Origin of the sequence: Hominisplanchenecus faecis, from assembly GCF_020687205.1 — a bacterium.
Classification (GTDB): Bacteria; Bacillota; Clostridia; order Lachnospirales; family Lachnospiraceae; genus Hominisplanchenecus; species Hominisplanchenecus faecis.
On record NZ_JAJEQE010000001.1, the window covers coordinates 149,358 to 166,350 of the forward strand.

The 16,993-nt window shown below is 44.4% G+C and carries 15 protein-coding genes; 2 read left to right on the forward strand and 13 right to left on the reverse strand.

Features of this window, described 5'->3' with window-relative positions; translation table 11 throughout:
- The first annotated feature begins 33 nt into the window (after positions 1–33).
- On the forward strand, positions 34–1,059 hold the full coding sequence (locus tag LKD42_RS00670; protein WP_248834508.1) for a C39 family peptidase: 1,026 nt from the start codon (positions 34–36) through the stop codon (positions 1,057–1,059).
- Here the strand turns inward: LKD42_RS00670 and LKD42_RS00675 are convergent.
- The 4 genes from LKD42_RS00675 to LKD42_RS00690 are packed head-to-tail and all read right to left on the reverse strand — an operon-like array spanning position 1,049 to position 4,688.
- Complete coding sequence (locus LKD42_RS00675; protein WP_022119674.1) at positions 1,049–1,306, reverse strand: hypothetical protein; 258 nt, start codon at positions 1,304–1,306, stop codon at positions 1,049–1,051. The genes LKD42_RS00670 and LKD42_RS00675 overlap by 11 nt on opposite strands.
- A 21-nt stretch (positions 1,307–1,327) precedes the next feature.
- Positions 1,328–2,002 carry a DnaJ domain-containing protein gene (locus LKD42_RS00680; RefSeq protein WP_022119675.1) on the reverse strand — a complete coding sequence of 225 codons (675 nt, stop codon included), beginning with the start codon at positions 2,000–2,002 and terminating at the stop codon, positions 1,328–1,330.
- Positions 1,995–2,849 (reverse strand): DUF5685 family protein, encoded by an 855-nt coding sequence (locus tag LKD42_RS00685; protein ID WP_331464733.1) that lies wholly within the window; start codon positions 2,847–2,849, stop codon positions 1,995–1,997. Before LKD42_RS00685 ends, LKD42_RS00680 begins: the two co-directional genes overlap by 8 nt.
- Entirely contained in the window at positions 2,850–4,688 is a 1,839-nt protein-coding gene (locus LKD42_RS00690) for an InlB B-repeat-containing protein (RefSeq protein WP_248834509.1), read from the reverse strand.
- Between the two features lie 239 nt (positions 4,689–4,927).
- Here LKD42_RS00690 and glf point away from each other — a divergent pair, with 239 nt between their 5' ends.
- The gene (gene glf / locus LKD42_RS00695) at positions 4,928–6,028 is read left to right on the forward strand and encodes a UDP-galactopyranose mutase (protein WP_248834532.1); all 1,101 of its coding nucleotides are present in this window, start codon (positions 4,928–4,930) and stop codon (positions 6,026–6,028) included.
- 63 nt (positions 6,029–6,091) lie between these two features.
- Here the strand turns inward: glf and LKD42_RS00700 are convergent, their stop codons facing one another.
- From LKD42_RS00700 to LKD42_RS00740, 9 genes are read right to left on the reverse strand one after another with little or no spacing between them, the layout of a single operon-like run.
- Entirely contained in the window at positions 6,092–7,957 is a 1,866-nt protein-coding gene (locus LKD42_RS00700) for a glycosyltransferase family protein (protein WP_248834510.1), read from the reverse strand.
- 9 nt (positions 7,958–7,966) lie between these two features.
- Positions 7,967–8,920: a glycosyltransferase family 2 protein gene (locus tag LKD42_RS00705; RefSeq protein ID WP_283094939.1), complete on the reverse strand. Its 954-nt coding sequence runs from the start codon at positions 8,918–8,920 to the stop codon at positions 7,967–7,969.
- Between the two features lie 6 nt (positions 8,921–8,926).
- The gene (locus LKD42_RS00710) at positions 8,927–11,386 is read right to left on the reverse strand and encodes a CDP-glycerol glycerophosphotransferase family protein (protein WP_248834512.1); all 2,460 of its coding nucleotides are present in this window, start codon (positions 11,384–11,386) and stop codon (positions 8,927–8,929) included.
- Entirely contained in the window at positions 11,379–12,554 is a 1,176-nt protein-coding gene (locus tag LKD42_RS00715) for a CDP-glycerol glycerophosphotransferase family protein (protein ID WP_147632574.1), read from the reverse strand. Before LKD42_RS00715 ends, LKD42_RS00710 begins: the two co-directional genes overlap by 8 nt.
- Positions 12,547–13,572, reverse strand: a complete 1,026-nt coding sequence (locus LKD42_RS00720) for a zinc-binding dehydrogenase (RefSeq protein WP_022119683.1) — start codon at positions 13,570–13,572, stop codon at positions 12,547–12,549. The genes LKD42_RS00715 and LKD42_RS00720 overlap by 8 nt, the downstream gene beginning before the upstream one ends.
- Positions 13,566–14,291: an IspD/TarI family cytidylyltransferase gene (locus tag LKD42_RS00725; RefSeq protein WP_147632572.1), complete on the reverse strand. Its 726-nt coding sequence runs from the start codon at positions 14,289–14,291 to the stop codon at positions 13,566–13,568. Before LKD42_RS00725 ends, LKD42_RS00720 begins: the two co-directional genes overlap by 7 nt.
- An 11-nt stretch (positions 14,292–14,302) precedes the next feature.
- On the reverse strand, positions 14,303–15,034 hold the full coding sequence (locus tag LKD42_RS00730; protein ID WP_022119685.1) for an ABC transporter ATP-binding protein: 732 nt from the start codon (positions 15,032–15,034) through the stop codon (positions 14,303–14,305).
- Positions 15,034–15,822 (reverse strand): ABC transporter permease, encoded by a 789-nt coding sequence (locus LKD42_RS00735; RefSeq protein ID WP_248834514.1) that lies wholly within the window; start codon positions 15,820–15,822, stop codon positions 15,034–15,036. Before LKD42_RS00735 ends, LKD42_RS00730 begins: the two co-directional genes overlap by 1 nt.
- Before the next feature lies 1 nt (position 15,823).
- The gene (locus LKD42_RS00740) at positions 15,824–16,993 is read right to left on the reverse strand and encodes a CDP-glycerol glycerophosphotransferase family protein (RefSeq protein WP_248834515.1); all 1,170 of its coding nucleotides are present in this window, start codon (positions 16,991–16,993) and stop codon (positions 15,824–15,826) included.

The following is a 16,993-nucleotide window of genomic DNA, read 5'->3' on the forward strand; positions in this document are numbered from 1 at the left end:
GCGATATACTGTTTACAAAGAGGAGATCAATTTATGGATACACAAGACAGAGAAAAATACCGTCAGCTGCGACAACAGCAGAGAGAACGGCAGCTTCACATCATACGCCTCAGTATTCTTCTTGGCGTTGGTGTAATCCTGATGTTTACCGGGCTTGGCCTTCTGACTTACGTTCATCAGCAGAAACAGACTGCCACTTCCGGTAACGTATCGGAACGTTTCTCTGAAGCAGCATCTTCTGCTGCTCTGGAAACGGCCAGTCGAAACGATCCGGACACGGAAACCGCAGCAGCAACCGAAAAAGCACAGAAAAAGAAAAAAAAGCAGTCCCAGACAACGGATGTATCTGAGACAACCCCTGTTTCTGCGGATGATTATCTTGGTCTGCTGCAGCAGCAGTCTGCGGATCTGCCCAAATTAAAAAAGATCTTAAAAGATCCTTCCCGTTATCCGAAATCGCTGCTGAAAGCACTTTCCAAAAACAGCGAAATGCTGGATTTTGTGCTGCATTATCCGAAAAAACATAAAAATGCCGCTGCCAAAAGCATCGGAGATGACTTTGTAACCGGTGAGATCCCTGCCCTGATCCAGTGGGATGAACGCTGGGGCTATGCCCCTTACGGTTCGGAAACGATCATTGCAGTCAGCGGATGCGGTCCGACCGCCCTTTCCATGGTGATCAGCGGTCTTTTGCAGGATGCTTCCATTACGCCTGCCGTCATTGCAGATTATGCAAGTTCCAATGGCTATCTGGATGAAAATCTGGACACTAAATGGGAATTGATGACCAATGGTGTAGAGCATTTTGGGATCAGCGGAAGCATTCTCGGGCTGGATGAAAATGCCATGATCAATGTACTTTCGGTCGGCTGTCCGATCATCTGCAGCATGGGACCTGGTATTTTTACCACGACCGGACATTTCATTGTGCTGACCGGTTATCAGGACGGTGCTTTTACGGTACATGATCCTGCCAGCAAAGTACGCACTTCCCAGACTTACACTTTCCAGGAGATTTCCGGTCAGATTAAAAATATGTGGTATTTTGCTAAAAATTAACCGCAGCTTCATTCAGCCAGGCAACCGCCTGGCTGATTCCTTCTTCTGAAAACGGAAAAACTGCGGCCGTTTTTTTCTCCTCCGGCACATACATGCTGGCATAAGGTCCTTCCCAGTACCACGCTTTCAGAACCGTTTCTTCGTTTTCTTCTGCTTTTCCGAGCAGATATCTCATTTTTCCATCACTTCCCGTAAACACGGTTTTCTTAAAATACGGAATGGACACACATCCTGTCAGATCAATCACTTAAAATCCCTCTTTTCCTGATCATCGATATCCTATCGGTGTACCGCAGCACATACCTCCGTTGCAGCAGCAGTTGCAGAACAGATTGAGCAGACACATCTTCATGCACCAGTCCTGACCGGAGAAATCTGGTCTTCCATACACGGTACTCTGTTTCTGATACCAGCCGGTACCGCCCTCCAGACGCTGTTTCAGGCTCTGATACTGGAAATTGTTCGGTTCCAGGCGTACTGCTTCACTGATATCTTCCTGTGCTTTTACATTATTTCCGACTCCGGAATTTGCAAGTGCACTTAAGTAATACCATCTGGCATTGCGGCTTGAGATCCCGCTAAGAACATTGAGTGCCTCCTGATAATACCCGTTATTGATATAGTTTGCTGCTGCCTGCATGTGCGTATCTTCCTGGGTTTCCTGCCTCTGCTGCGTGTTGAAGCCACCGTACTGCCAGAATCCGCCAAACGGATCTCCGTTATAGCCTCCTTGACCGTTTCCGTCTGCACTGCCGCCATAACTTCTCTCCTGCATGATCTGCTGGTAAGCCTGCTGTACTTCCTTGAACTTTTCTTCCGCCTCTTTTGGATCATCCAGATTGGCATCCGGATGATACTTTCGACTGAGGCTGCGATATGCTTTCTTTATTTCGTCATCGGTTGCATTCCTTGAAACACCTAAAATCTGATATGGATCATTCATCTGCTTTTTCTCCTGCTTTCTGTCTGCGTTTTTCTTTGATCATTTCGTATCGGCACCAGACACCGGAATATAAGATATTTCGCAGTATCTCTGCATTTTTCAAAATCGGAAGCTGTTCAAAGGCTCTGGACGCCTCTGCGATCATCATGGTCAGCAAATGCCCTGCAAATTCTTCAAAATCCGCTTTTTTGCTGTAAATCGCCAGAGGATTATAATTCTGCTTCTTTTTATCTTCTTCAACATCTTCATAAGCATCCAGAAGATAAATAAACTTGCCCATATAAAAGCCCATTTTTCGCAGCAGCGGCTCCCACGCATCTTTTTGATAAGCAAAAAGTTCTGCCATGATCTCACCAAAAAGCCCCGACATCGTATCGATATCCTGGACATTTTCCTTTTCTTTCTGCGAAAGACTTTCCAGACAGGCTTTGATCTTTTCTGCCTTTTCCGGATATGGATTCTTTTTTGTGCTTTTTACTTTCAGTACGCTTCCGTAAAGATGCCTGCCAAACTTTTTCTCATCCTGCCAGTCATCTTCACACTTATACATGGTAAGCAGAACATTCATATCGGCTGCGTATTCTGTAAAAATATTCTCGATCGCCATATGTCTGGACAGTGGATGTGCCACACACCTTTCCCGACTGCATGTTTCCTCCGGCTCATAAAGCCCACAGAGCAGCATGGCAAGAAAGGTCATGTCATAACTTAAACTGATCTGACCTGCCATACCATAACATTTCTTTAACGACCGGCACAACCCGCAGTAATATGCATGGTAAAGATCAAATTCTTTGAATTTCATCTCCGGCTTATTGACAATGATATATCCAAACAGTGACTTCACCTACTCTCCTGTTTCTTCTGAATCTGTTATCTTTTCTTCACTGACTGCATCTTCCGTATGATCATCTGTAGTTTGTGTCATATCCTCTGTATCTTCTGTACTATCATCGGCAGTTTCTGTCATATTCTCTGCATTTTCTGTGATATCATCTGCGTTTTCATTTTCCGCAAGTTCTCTTGCAGCCAGCTCCTTAGCCCGCAGTTCTCTCTCTTCCTGACGTTTCTTTCTTTTCTTTCTCCGGATGATACGGATGCGGATATAGAAGATCAGAAATGCTGCAAATGCTGCTCCCAGAAGGGCACATACCCAGAGATATTTCCATATGTATACAACCTGTATGTTGTGTGCACCGCTGATATCTGCAAAAGTATACGAATCCGTAAACTGCTTTTTATCCACTTTTACACCATCCACTTTGACTTCATAAAGCACATAATCTTTCTTTCCTTCAAATTGGATCGTATGGCTGCTGCCGCGGTACGCTTTGCGTATGCTGTCTGATATGGTTCCGTTTTTGACACTGGTACTGATCGCCCAGGACGGAATCTCCGTGTATTTCACACGAATATCATGTTTGCCCTGAATATTGGTAAACGTATAACTGTCTTTCGCATTTTCAATATTGATGCTTGTTCCGTCAATCCAGATGCTGCTCAGTTCATAGTGTTTCTTTGGTTTATAAGATACCGTCCAGTCTTCATCCCGGTAAACACTCGCTGTCTCATCAATCTTACCGTCAATCACCTTTGTTTTTATCTTATACTGTGGAATTTCTGTAAAAATCGCCTGCACCGAATGATTACCGGACACCGCATGGAACGTGTATTCTGTCTGTTTCGGATCACTTTCTACCTGTTCTCCGTCTACGATCAGCTGTGACAGCTCATAATGTTCATTCGGCTGAAAATTTACCTGATAGTCGGTTCCGCTCTCCACCGTCTCCTCACTGGCACTGATCGTTCCGTTTTTTGCCGATGCAGTGATGTCATAAGCTGCACGCAGCGTTGCCACATAAAGGCGGACTCTTCTTGGATTGCTAATCCCCACACCAAGCATAATTTTGCCCGGCTCGATCTCACAGAGGGATTCGATTTCCTTTTTCTCATCATCGCCCGGAAGATCCGCATAAAACGTATTCAGATATTCTCCCTGGGAAAGGGAATAGATAACAAAATAATTATCTACTTTACTCTCTCCGTCATAACACGGCGAGATAATATAATCCCCTGTCACACAGAAATCCTGATACGTTGATCCTGCCGGTTTGGTTCTCGGAGCGATGATTTTCAGAATCTCAAAATCCGAGTTCATCAGACGGAACTTACTTCCGTTTCCGCCTGATACCACGTACTGATCGGTACTTTCCAGATACTCGATCCCGCCGAAATTCTGCCCGCTGGAGGACTGAAAGGTCCGTTTCCAGTGCAGTGTATCCGCATCTACCACATAAATATTGCCTTCATTTTCCTTATCCAGACATGGTCCCGGCATCACATAGGTCTCATTGGTCTTACTATTGTAAGTCATGCCGTTTCCATGCTCATAATCTCGTTCCGTTACTTCAAACGCATAACTGTAATCGTCTTTGTTAAACGCGATCAGCGTATCCGGGATTGCTTCCGCTGCTGCCCCGTTGATCAGACATACAATATACTTGTCCGTAACACAAATAGACTGGGGCCATCCTCTTGCTGAAGAAATCTCCAGCTCACCGATTGCCTCCCAGTCTGCATAGATCAGATCTGATGCATCATAAATATCTGCATGAACGCTCAGCGGATGACATACCCCCCATATCACTCCGACTATCATGCAGTACCATATACAGAATCGCAACATTCTGCACAGGTTCCCCTTATTTTTTTTCATTTCTCGGTAACACCGCCTTTATTCAATCAAATACACGCAAAACCTGATACGTGCATTTCTTTTGCTTCACGAGTATAGCACATTTTTACACTCAATATCAAGTATTCTGCTTTTCTTTACAACTTTCTGCTTTTATGTTACACTCTGTTTAAGATTTGGGTGAACGCAATTTCCCCAGGATAACGACTATATCATAACCAAAGGAGTATATTATGTACGATTACCTGATTGTCGGTGCCGGACTGTTCGGTGCCGTTTTTGCTCATGAAGCAAAAAAACATGGAAAATCCTGCCTTGTTGTAGAAAAGCGAAATCACATCGCAGGAAATATTTACTGTAAAAATGTAGACGGAATCCATGTCCACCAGTATGGTGCCCATATTTTCCATACTTCTGACCGTAAAATCTGGGATTATATCAACCAGTTTTCCGAGTTTAATAACTACATCAACTCACCGGTAGCCATCTATAAAGATGAGCTTTATAATCTTCCTTTTAATATGAACACCTTCAGTAAAATGTGGAACATCCAGACACCGGCTCAGGCAAAAGCCAAAATTGCCGAACAGATCGCAGATCTTGGCATCACAGAGCCAAAGAACCTGGAAGAACAGGCTTTATCTCTGGTCGGAACGGATGTCTACGAAAAGCTGATCAAAGGATACACAGAAAAACAGTGGGGACGCTCCTGCAGGGAACTGCCTTCCTTTATCATCAGGCGTCTTCCGCTTCGTTTTACTTATGATAATAATTATTTCAACTCCCGCTATCAGGGCATTCCGGTTGAAGGCTACACAGCCATTGTAGAAAAAATGCTCTCCGGTGCAGATATCCGCTTAAATACCGACTATTTTGCCCATAAAGAAGAACTCTCCGCCCTGGCACACAAGACGGTATTTACCGGTATGCTGGATGAATATTTCGGATTCTGCTACGGATCTCTGGAATATCGTTCCGTACGTTTTGAGGAAGAACGTCTGGAATGTGACAATTACCAGGGAAATGCCGTGGTAAATTACACCGACCGTGAAGTTCCTTATACACGCATCATCGAACACAAACACTTTACATTCGGCACACAGCCATTCACCATCATCTCCAGAGAATATTCTTCGGAATGGAAACCAGGCATCGAACCGTATTATCCGATCAATGATGCCAAAAACTCCGCTCTGGCAGCCAAATATCAGGAACTGGCTGCAAAGGCAGAGCGTGTGATTTTTGGCGGAAGACTTGGCAATTATAAATATTACGATATGGATCAGGTCATCGCTGCCGCACTCGACTGTGCCGATGCAGAACTTTCCTGATATTTACTTAATAAAGCAGCAGTCATCGCTTCAAAGCAATGGCTGCTGTTTTTCTGTTTCTCCTTAAAGACCGGAAAGATCCTGCACCAGTTTGTCCATTCTTTTTGCAAAGGTATGCTTTTCCAGCACAAGCTGATGGCCTCTTTCAGCGAGTTTTTCTGCTTCCTTTGGATGTTCCATATAATAATCCACTTTTTCTTTCAGATCTTTGCAGTCTTTGTAAGTGACAACCGTTCCTTCAAAGATCTCCTCGATCTCCGGCATCTCATCACTGATGATAAACGCTTCTGCTGCCAGTGCATCAAACAGGCGGTTGGAGACAATACCGGTTTCTTTCATATCATCCCAGTGGTCATTGAGCACGATCTTCGCATCGCGGTATGCCTGACCAACCTGATCGTTTGGCATGTACGGTTCTCTGACACACTTCTGTGCTTCTTCAAATGCTTCCCAGTGTCTTCCGTAGATGGTGAGCGGATAATCCAGTGTCAGGGCATCCTGCACGATCTGACGGTAAACACGCCTGGAATTTCCGATAAAGAGCAGATCGTATTTCTTTTCGCCGGCAGTACTCTTCATCACATCCGGATCTGCACACTGCAAAAGCACATCGCATTTTGTTTTTAATTCGTTTTCCCATTTTCTGCACAGTTTTTCCGATGCAAAGTAGACCAGATCAAACCGTTCGTATTCTCCCTGTGGAATATCAGCCGGATGCGAAATGTTCCACATGATATTTTTCTGTACAATCTCTTCTTTCGGATAATATGGCCGGTTTCCACGCAGAGCAATCGTAACGGCACTGTCTGTGCTTTCATACCATCTCTGATAAGGGCGTACATCCACCTGATAGCCGTGCTTCTCCAGCTCCTTTTTCATTGCTAGGGCATAATGATAATCCCCCCAGAACTTTTTGTTTTCGTCATCCGGCATCGGAGCACAAATATCGATCTTTTTCGGATCCGGCACGATCGGCTTATCCTCTGCCTCAGAAAACATCCGTGTCAGACAGCTCTGCCATTTTCCCTGATAAACATAAAGATTATAAAGTCTTCGATCCTTTTCTGCCTGATCCGGTTTGCTCTTTTCTTCTGCACTCTGAAAAGCAAGTGCAGCCGGTGCCAGAAGATTCTGATATCCGGCTTTTGAAAGTTTCAGGCAAAGGTCTGTCTCTGAAAACTCATCTTTTTTTACATGGATGGACTGGTAAGCCGGATCAAAACCACGTACTTCCAGAAAACGCTCCCGCAAAACAAGCATCACATCCACACGGACAGCCTTCTGAACGGACGGCTGAAGATCCACCTCCAGAGTCTCCTCGCCTGCCAGAAGATCATACGGCTGCCAGTACCAGGTTTTGTTGCGGTTTTTTTTGTGGAAGGCAATGCCGCAGCTCTTCACCGAAGCGAACTTTGAAATGGCTTTCTCAGACTCAGGATAGAGAATCCTTGCTCCCACAGCCCCAGCCTTCTCGTTCTGTTCTGCTGCAAGCAGCATGGCATTCAGACATTCGGATGCCAACTGTACACTTTCATCCAGAAAAAACAGATACTCACCCGTTGCTTTTCTTGCGGCTTCGTTGCAGAATTCGGCAAATGAGGTGTTTTGTTTTGATTCAATGTCTGCCGCAAACACTTCAAACTCCAGGCCAGCTGCTGCTTCTTTAAAATTCTCTTTCAGCTTCTGCAGCTGCTCCTCTCCTGTATGATGATGCACAATGACAGAAATTTTCCGGCTGTTTTTATCCGGAGCGTTCTGCTTTTCACTTTTCAGCCATACTTTGATGCGTTCCTGCTCTTTTTGCAGTTCCAGCCTTTTTTTCTCCAGCTTTTGTTTCTGTTCTTCTTCCTTTTTTTCTGCCTGGACTTTCTTCACATAACTGCCCACAAAAGGAATCTTCTTAATGATTTTTTTGATTGAACCTGACAAAATGGCCTCCTATTTTCGCTTACCTGCTTTTTTTGAGATCAGGTATTTTGGTCTTCCTTTTACTTCTTCATAAATCTTGGAAATATAATAACCAATGATTCCAAGACTCATCATGATCAGGCTTCCGACGATCAGGATCAGAAGGATCACTGTCGTAAAACCTTCTACTGCATGTCCGGTAAAATAACGTACAAGAGATTCAATACCAAGCACGATCGCAAACAGAAAAGTAAAGATACCTGCCACCGTCACAAACTGCATCGGAGCTGTTGAAAATGCCACTACATTAGTCACTGCATATTTGATCAGAGACCAGGTAGACCATTTTGACTCACCTTCTGTACGTTCCTGCACATCAAACTCCACGCTGGTGCTGCGATAACCGATCCAGGAGGACAGTGCACGGAAAAATGCATTTTTCTCCGGCATCTCAAGCAGGGCATCGACTGCCTTGCGATCCAGAAGTTTAAAGTCGGAAGCACGTGACATATCAATCTTCACTGCCTTTGACATCATTTTATAAAACAGACCCGCACATGCCCTGTGAATGGTACTTTCTTTTCCACGGCTTCGTTTTACCCCTTCTACCACTTCGTATCCCTGCTCCCAGAGACGGTACATGGAAACCAAGACTTCCGGCGGATGCTGCAGATCGCAGTCCATTACTGCACAGCAGTCCCCTTCTGCATTTGCAAGTCCGGCAAAAATAGCAGATTCCTTTCCAAAATTTCTGGAAAAATGCAGTCCGTTTACATGTGGATTTTTCTTGGCTGCCGTCTCAATCTGCTGCCAGGTTCCGTCTTTTGAACCATCGTTTACAAATACGATCTCATACGGGACAGATGCCTCACTCAGGATGCGGTCCACCGTATCAGCCGTTGTCTGTATCATTTTTTCCTCATTATAAGCCGGTATGATGACAGATAGCATATTCTCCCCTCTTTTCTTTTGATTTGCGGACATCCGTGCCTACTCTTTAAAAAATCCCAGTTTTTTGCAGATACGGTATCCCATTTGTCCCCTTAATTTTTTTAATTGTTCTGTTTTGATATCTAATTTTTCCTTCTGCGTCTGGATTTTGACAGTCTGTCTCTGCACTTTCAGTCTCTGCATACAGAGTTTTTGGCGATGTACTTCCAGATTTGTATTTTTCTGTTCCTTCAGTACGATCAGTGTGTCAACTAAAGAACCGGTCAGCATCGTACGGTACGCCTGATATACCTTTCTGGAATAATAATAGTTCTCATAGTCTTCGATTCCAATCTTCCGGAATCCCTCCTGAAGCAGCATATCAAACAGTTCTCTTGCAGATGCTTCGTTTGTCTGAAGATCGATACTCTGAACCAGAAGATTTAAGGTTTTGTTATCAAAACTCTGTTTTACCTTCTCATTTTCAAAAGCTCCCCGCTCTTTCAGAATATTATGTGCTGCCAGAAATGCATCGTACGTGCTGTAAAGATCTTTGGAAAGACCTGAGGTAAGATTATTCGCATTATTATAGCGATAGTCGATCAGTCTCTCATCTACAACGGTAATACGTTTTGCCAGATAAAGTGCCTGCATGACAAACACGACATCGTTTGCTCTCTGGCGATGTTCGAACTTCAGATCGTTGTCTGTGATCAGAGAACGGCGGTACATTTTGTTCCATGGAATATTCGTTGTAAAATTAAAAATATACTGCGGAATATCTTCTTTTGAAAATGGCACTTTCTCCGGCATATATTCTTTTCGCAGATAGTTGGACGGCAGTACGTAACGATCCGTCGTGTGATCCCATTTGCAGATATCACAGACACAAAGATCTGCCTCATCTGCTTCTGCTTTTGTATAAAGCTTTTCCAGGGCATCCAGGGCAAATCGGTCATCCGCATCCCAGAATACCACATACTTACCGCGACATTTTGCAAGACCTGCGTTTCTCGCCGCTCCGGCATACTGATTCTTCTGACGGATCAGAGAAAGGCGGAAATCTCTCGATGCGTAATCTTCGATGATCTCTGCCGAACGGTCAGTTGATCCGTCATCCACGCAGATTACTTCAATGTCCTTTAACGTCTGTTTCAGAACATTTCCAAGGCTGTCAAACAGATAATTTTCTGCATTGTAAACCGGCATAACAACGGAAACTTTGATCTCATCATCTGTTCTTTCATGACTCAGTTTCAGACTGTCATAACGATCCGCAAAAACCATATGCAGAATACGGTCTGTCGCATGGCCATCGCAGGACCGCATAAATTTCTCTTTGAAATCAATGACTTTCTGTTTGTCAAAACGTTCATCCAGATGGCTGATATAATCGATCATCTCATCGTTTGTCTTGCAGACCGGTCCCGGTGTCAGCTCATTGTAATCGTAATAGAAGCCTCTCCAATCAAAGTATTCATCCAGGTCATAGGCAAAGAACAGCATCGGACGCTCAAACAGAGAATATTCAAATACCAGTGACGAATAATCCGAAATACAGATATCGCTGACGCAGAGCAGATCCTCGATCGTCATGGTTTTTGTTGCATCAATGGCAAAGGTTCCGTTTAATTCTTCCGGAATCTGCGGTACATTCTTTACTAACGGATGGTGCTTAAAAATCACTACATATTCATCTTTGAAATGCTCGGCAAACTTCTCCAGATCAAAGCAGTCCGGCGTTTTTGCCCTCGCCACACGACCGCGGAATGTCGGTGCATATAAGATGATCTTTTTTCCTTTGGCTTTTGGAAATTCTTTGTACAGGTTCTGGAATGCCTGAGCGATCGTCTCACTGCGATAGAAAATATCCGTACGGCTCGTTCCGACCGGGCGGATTGCATCTTGACGGTCCTTCATATCCATGGCTTCCGCATATGCCCACACGATCTCCGGACTGGATACGGTAACATAAGTATAATTCTTGTTGTTCGGATGGCGTTTCAGCTCTTCTGCATTCGGTCCGAAGATCAGCTCCGCAGTGCTCATACCAAACTTTTTGAAGGCTCCGCATGCATGCCACAGCTGGGTAACGATCGTTTCCGGCCGCATATCCACGCAGCTGAGTACGTCGGAAGCTTCATTTACAAAGATGTATTTTGCAGTTGCCGCATCGGCCAGCATCTCTTTACAGCGTCTGATGTATTCTTCTCTTGGGACAAAAGAATTTCGCAGCAGATGTACATGGATATCCAGGTCAAAATCTCTTTGCAGCTCATCATACAGAATGCGGAAACTGTTGCTTACGTCCGGCAGACGAAGCTCAATAAAAATGACTTTTCGTTCATCGACCGGCTCATTCTTATGTGCATTGTATGCAGCCGGCAGTGTCTCATAGAGAAGCTTGTCTTTTCTCTTTCTGCCCATATATTTCTTTACTGCTTTTACCGGCGGAAGTTTCTTAATCTTCTTTCTTCCTTTCCAGTAAACCTTTTTCATTGCTCTTATCATCTTACTCATCCGTTTTCTCCTTCTTGATCATTTCCAGCAGTCGCTCTGTTGCATGTCCGTCGCAGGCACTCATAAATTTCTCCTTGAAATCCGCGACCTGTTTTCTGTCAAAACGCTCCTTAAGATGGAGTACATAATCAACAATCTCCTGCGTGGTGTGTACAACCGGTCCCGGTGTCAGTTCATGGTAATCATAGTAAAAACCACGCCACTCTCCATATTCTTCAAAATCGTAGGCAAAAAACAGCATCGGACGCTCGAATAATGAATATTCAAATACCAGCGACGAATAATCCGAAATACACAGATCACTGACACAGAGCAGTTCTTCGATGACAAATGCATCAGAAACATCATACGCAAAGCTTTGACACTCCTTTGGAACCTCCGGTCTCTGTTTCACAACCGGATGCTGTTTAATCAGCAAAATCCAGTCTTTTCCAAGCTTCTCCTGCATCAGACAGAGATCCATGGCATCCGGTGCCTTCGCTCCCCCCACACTTCCGCGGAACGTCGGGGCATAGAGCATGACTTTCTTTCCTTTTGCTGCCGGACAGATGTCATGCAGTTTTTTCTGTGCTGCCTTCTGAAATTTTTCCCGGAACAGAAGATCTGTGCAGCTGACACCGATCGGTACAACACTTTTGTCCTCTTTCGGAAGGTTCATGGCCTCCTGATAAGCCCAGATAACCTCCGGGCTTGATACAGTTATATAGTCATAGTTCTTATAGTAATTATATTTCAGATATTCTTCTCTGCTTCCGCCGAAAAGCTCCTCACAGGTGCTGAAGCCAAATTTTTTGAACGCACCGCATCCATGCCAAAGCTGCGTGATCACCGTCTCTTCTCTTGGCTCAATGCAGCTGATCACCCTGGAACCCTCACAGAGAAAAATATAATGTGCATCGGCACAGTCCTTCAGACATGCCATCGCATTCTGAATAAATTTCCATTTGTTTCCGGATTCCATTAGATAGTGGACGCTCACTTCCATCTCTTCTTCGCTGCATAATACCTGATACAAAAAACGTAAGCTGCCGGAAAGCTGTGTCAGATTGGCTTCAATGAACACCGCTTTCCACTTTTTTAAAGGCAGCTTACGAAATCTCCTGTATTGCCAGGGAAAAAGAAGCTTTAAGGTCAGAAAAAGATAGAGTCTCTTTATCTTTTTACTCATTCCAGATCATCACCGTTTTTCCCATCAGTTTGTGTATATCCATTTCAAATGCTCTGGTTATATCCTTCACATCTCTTACTTCTACTTCCGCACCCATGATATTCTCCAGATAAGATACTACTTCCGGATGCTCTTCATATAATTGCAGCAGACCTTCGTAGTCACTTCTGCCGCTGCGGCTGCTGCCGAAAATACGCAGTCCCTTTTCCAGAACCATGCGGGTATTGATCGGTGCCGGATCTTCGCTGACACCCAAAATACTGATCGTACCCTCCGGATGGATATAATCAATGATCTGATTGATCGCTTTGGATGCCGCTCCGCCTCCAACGCATTCAAACGCATGATCGATCTGCATATCTGCCGGAATCTCATTGACACAGTAGGTACCGTCTGCAAAAGTAAAATCCGACAGTTTGTTTTCCGTGACACCGAAAATATAGATTTTGGAATCCGGAAGCATCTTTTTCAGAAGCAGTGAGGTAATGTAACCCAAATTGCCATCGCCCCACACACCGATCACATCACGTCTCTCATGTGAAAAACGTAAGAAACGGTTGATCGCATGAAAGCTCACGCTGACAAGCTCTGTATAGGCAGCTACCGTCGGATTGATTCCCTGCGGCAGACGTACAAAACGATCCGGCACAGCCTGAACATATTCCTGCAGAAATCCATCCATGCTGCTCGCACAGAATTTGCTGGATCGCAGATAATTTTCTGCAATGATATCGTCTTTTTCTACCGGTCGGTTCGGGATCATCACAACCTCTGTTCCGATTTCAAAGGTTCCGGTCGGATCATAGATCACTTTGCCGATCCCCTCGTGGATCAATGCCATAGGCAGTTTCTGACGCAGAATCTCTTCCGCCCTTGCACCCTGATAGTAACGCTGATCCGCATGGCAGATAGACAGTCTGGTCGGACGCACGATCACCTGTCTGTCATCGATCTCCATTTCCTTAAATGCGACTTCAAACTGTCTTGGACGTTTCAGCTGATACACCGTATTTAGCATACGCCATTTCCTCCTAAAATAGACTCTGCAACACGCAAATCGTACGGATACGTAATCTTAATATTGAAAACTTCACCTTCTACCAGATGGATCGCATCCCCTTTGAGAACGAGGATCTTGCAGGCATCGGTCAGGATCGTCTTCTCTTCCTCACTCAGTTCATCGAAAACTTCACGCAGACGCTTTGCATGAAAACTCTGCGGTGTCTGTCCCTGATACATTTTGGAACGATCCGGAATATTGCTGATCTTCTGATTATCCATGCTCTCCACAATGGTATCGGTCGCCGGGATAACGGTATCGCAGGCTCCGTACTCTTTCGCATAGTGGATGTTATCTTCCAGAATACGGTGTGTCACAAACGGACGAACGGAATCGTGGGTGACAATAATGGTTTCTTCATCCAGTCCGTAAAATTTTTCGATATGACTGATCGCATTCATGATCGTATCATTGCGGGTCGCACCGCCTTCGATCACATCGATCTTATCTGAAAGCAGAATATATTTTTTAATGATATCCTGGGTGTAGGTGATCCACTGCTTCGGTGACAGAACGATCACACGCTCAAACTGCGGATTGACCACAAATTTCTCCAGTGTATGGATAATGATTGGCTTGCCGCCAACTTCCATAAACTGTTTCGGTTTCTCAACATTCCCCATACGTGTTCCCTTGCCCCCCGCAAGTACAACGCCGTAAACATTTGTTTTTTCCACGATGCTGCCTCCTATTTCATAAATTCCAGATAACGTGGAAGAACCTCATCCGGTGTTCCGATCTCGATCAGTTTTCCTTCATGCATCCACATGACTTTGTCGCAGAGATCTGCGATCGTATCCAGACTGTGAGAAACGATCACAACCGTACGCTCTCTGTTTGAGATCAGGCTCTTCATCTTTTCATAACTTTTCTTTTTAAACTTTTCATCACCAACGCTGAGTACTTCATCGATCAGCATGATGTCGGTCTCCAGAACGGCTGTGATGGAAAATGCCAGCTTGGAATACATACCGCTTGAGTAAGTACGCACCGGCATATCAATAAATTTGCCAAGTCCGGCGAATTCAATGATCTCATCCATCTTGGAACGGATAAACTCTTCCGAAAAACCAAGAAGCATACCGGAAAGAATGATGTTTTCTCTTCCGCTCATCTCTTTTTCAAATCCGACACCGATCGACAGAAGGGAAACGGAATGGTTTTTCAAGTCAATGCTTCCCGTATCCGGTGAAAAAATGCCGGCCAGTGCTTTGAGCATGGTGGATTTTCCGCTTCCGTTCTTTCCGATGATTCCGAGGATCTCTCCTTTTTCTACTTCAAAGGATACATCCTTTACTGCCTGGAATACATCGGCCTGTACTTTTTTGAAATGTAATAAACTCTGCTTGATGGAAAACTTCTGCAGGTTTCGATAACTGATATATAAATTTTTTACTTCGATTGCAATTTCGCGTTCCATTATATCACCTTCACATAACTGTTTTCGTATTTATAAATAATCTTTACTCCGATCGCTGACAGGATGAAACTTAGCACCATCCACAGAAGCAGGAATTTTCTTGCCGGTGTCTGGTCATAGATCATACATTTTCTTGCAGAAGTCAGAAGCAGTGCCAGTGGATTGCAATGAAGGATCACTTTATTCCACGGTGCAAATTTTGCAAGCCTTGTTTCTACATTATAAAAAATACCGGTAATATAAAACAGCAGACGCAGTACGATATTGATCACGTTGGACAAGTCTTGTACAAATACGCCAAAATGTGCCACGATCGTACTGCATCCGAACGTGAACAGAAACAGGGTCAGCATGATCGGGATCATGTACAGAATATTAAAGCTGACCGGCACGCGGTAAATGACCATCATAATGATCACGATGCCAAAAGAGACCAGCATTTTAAAGCCGTTTACAAACATGCGGACCATAACCAGAATGTATTTCGGCAAATATACTTTTGCCACAATGGACTTGTTGTTTTTGACGATTTTTACGCTCTGCTGAAGGGTCTTATTAAAGAAATCCCACATCGTCAGACCGATAAAAATGAAGATTGTAAAATACTGCTCTTTTGCATTAAATACCACACCAAAGATCAGGGTGTAGATCAGCATGAAACAGATCGGGTCCAATACCCACCACAGCCAGTTCAGGTAGGAACTTGCCACCTCAGACTGCAATTTCGATTTTGCCGAATAGATCGCGTACTTGTAGTACTTTTTCGTGTCTTTTAGAAATCGACTCATTTTATGCGTTCTCCTCACAAATACTTTTTTGCTTTATCCAACTGCAGACCGCCTCGCAGGCATGTCCGCTCTCATAGCTTCCCATTTGCTGATGATGCTCCATGATCCTCGCTCTGTTCTTTTCTTCATCGAAAGAGCGGATCTGTTTTTCCAGATCTTCCATATTTTCACAGATTGGAAACGGCCACTCATGAATATCTACATAAAAACCGGTCTTTGCAAGATATTCCCGCAGATCCGGTGTATACAGAAAGCATGGTCGGTATAAAAAAGAATAATCCCATATACAGGAGGAATAGTCCGTGATCAGCATATCTGCTGCCGCTAAAAGCTCCTGCATATCAGGATAGTCCGTCACATCCGCTGAGCATTCCGGATCCAATCCTGCAGAATCGTCCTCACTGTAGCGATGTGCCCGGTATAATACATACCACTTTTCGCCATTTTCTTCAAGTACTTTTCGAAGTCCTGTAAAATCCGGCATCTGATTTTTCCCATTTGAACGATAGGTAGGTGCATACAGCAAGATCCGGTATTTACGGTCTATCTGATAGGTCTGCCTTACTTTCTGATCCGCCTGCTCTGTGTTCCCACAGACCAGAAAATCATTTCGCGGCATACCGCATTTTAAGATTTCTCCATGGTAAAGAAATGCACGGCGAAACAGCCTGTCACTTGCCGCCTGACAGCTCGATACGATCAGCTGTATATTTTTCGCACAGAACTCTGCACGCTTTCTGGTCGCCCAGTTGGCATCCGGTTTGTCATTTTCAATTTTCTTATAAGCTCCGCCGCCATGCCAGGTGTTGATCAGATACTGCTTTTTGCGAAACGGAAACCACGGAGCATAAGAGCCGTTCGTGATGATCACTTTCGCCGTCAGAAGATAATAAAAACTTCTCAGCGTAAAATGTTTCACAAAATGCAGATCCTTCTCTTCTTCGTCACGATACCGCTTTGGATCTGTAACCATCCAGTATATCTCAAACGTGTCCTTCTCCTGCTCTCTGATATAGTCCGAAAGATATCGCGGATTGCAGGAATAATCATATCCTTTGCCGCCTGTAAGCCCGGTAAAAGCCAGCCGGTTCTTCCGGATCGGGAAGAGGCAAAATGGAAACAGCAATATCTGCAGACATTTGCTGTACAGATATTTGATAAAACTTTTCAT

Excerpts from the sequence above, each read along its gene's own strand:
- LKD42_RS00670 (WP_248834508.1), top strand. The coding sequence starts at position 34 with ATGGATACACAAGACAGAGAAAAATACCGTCAGCTGCGACAACAGCAG.
- LKD42_RS00680 (WP_022119675.1), bottom strand. The coding sequence starts at position 2,002 with ATGAATGATCCATATCAGATTTTAGGTGTTTCAAGGAATGCAACCGAT.
- LKD42_RS00690 (WP_248834509.1), bottom strand. The coding sequence starts at position 4,688 with ATGTTGCGATTCTGTATATGGTACTGCATGATAGTCGGAGTGATATGG.
- LKD42_RS00705 (WP_283094939.1), bottom strand. The coding sequence starts at position 8,920 with ATGTCCGCAAATCAAAAGAAAAGAGGGGAGAATATGCTATCTGTCATC.
- LKD42_RS00710 (WP_248834512.1), bottom strand. The coding sequence starts at position 11,386 with ATGAGTAAGATGATAAGAGCAATGAAAAAGGTTTACTGGAAAGGAAGA.
- LKD42_RS00715 (WP_147632574.1), bottom strand. The coding sequence starts at position 12,554 with ATGAGTAAAAAGATAAAGAGACTCTATCTTTTTCTGACCTTAAAGCTT.
- LKD42_RS00720 (WP_022119683.1), bottom strand. The coding sequence starts at position 13,572 with ATGCTAAATACGGTGTATCAGCTGAAACGTCCAAGACAGTTTGAAGTC.
- LKD42_RS00730 (WP_022119685.1), bottom strand. The coding sequence starts at position 15,034 with ATGGAACGCGAAATTGCAATCGAAGTAAAAAATTTATATATCAGTTAT.
- LKD42_RS00735 (WP_248834514.1), bottom strand. The coding sequence starts at position 15,822 with ATGAGTCGATTTCTAAAAGACACGAAAAAGTACTACAAGTACGCGATC.
- LKD42_RS00740 (WP_248834515.1), bottom strand. The coding sequence starts at position 16,993 with ATGAAAAGTTTTATCAAATATCTGTACAGCAAATGTCTGCAGATATTG.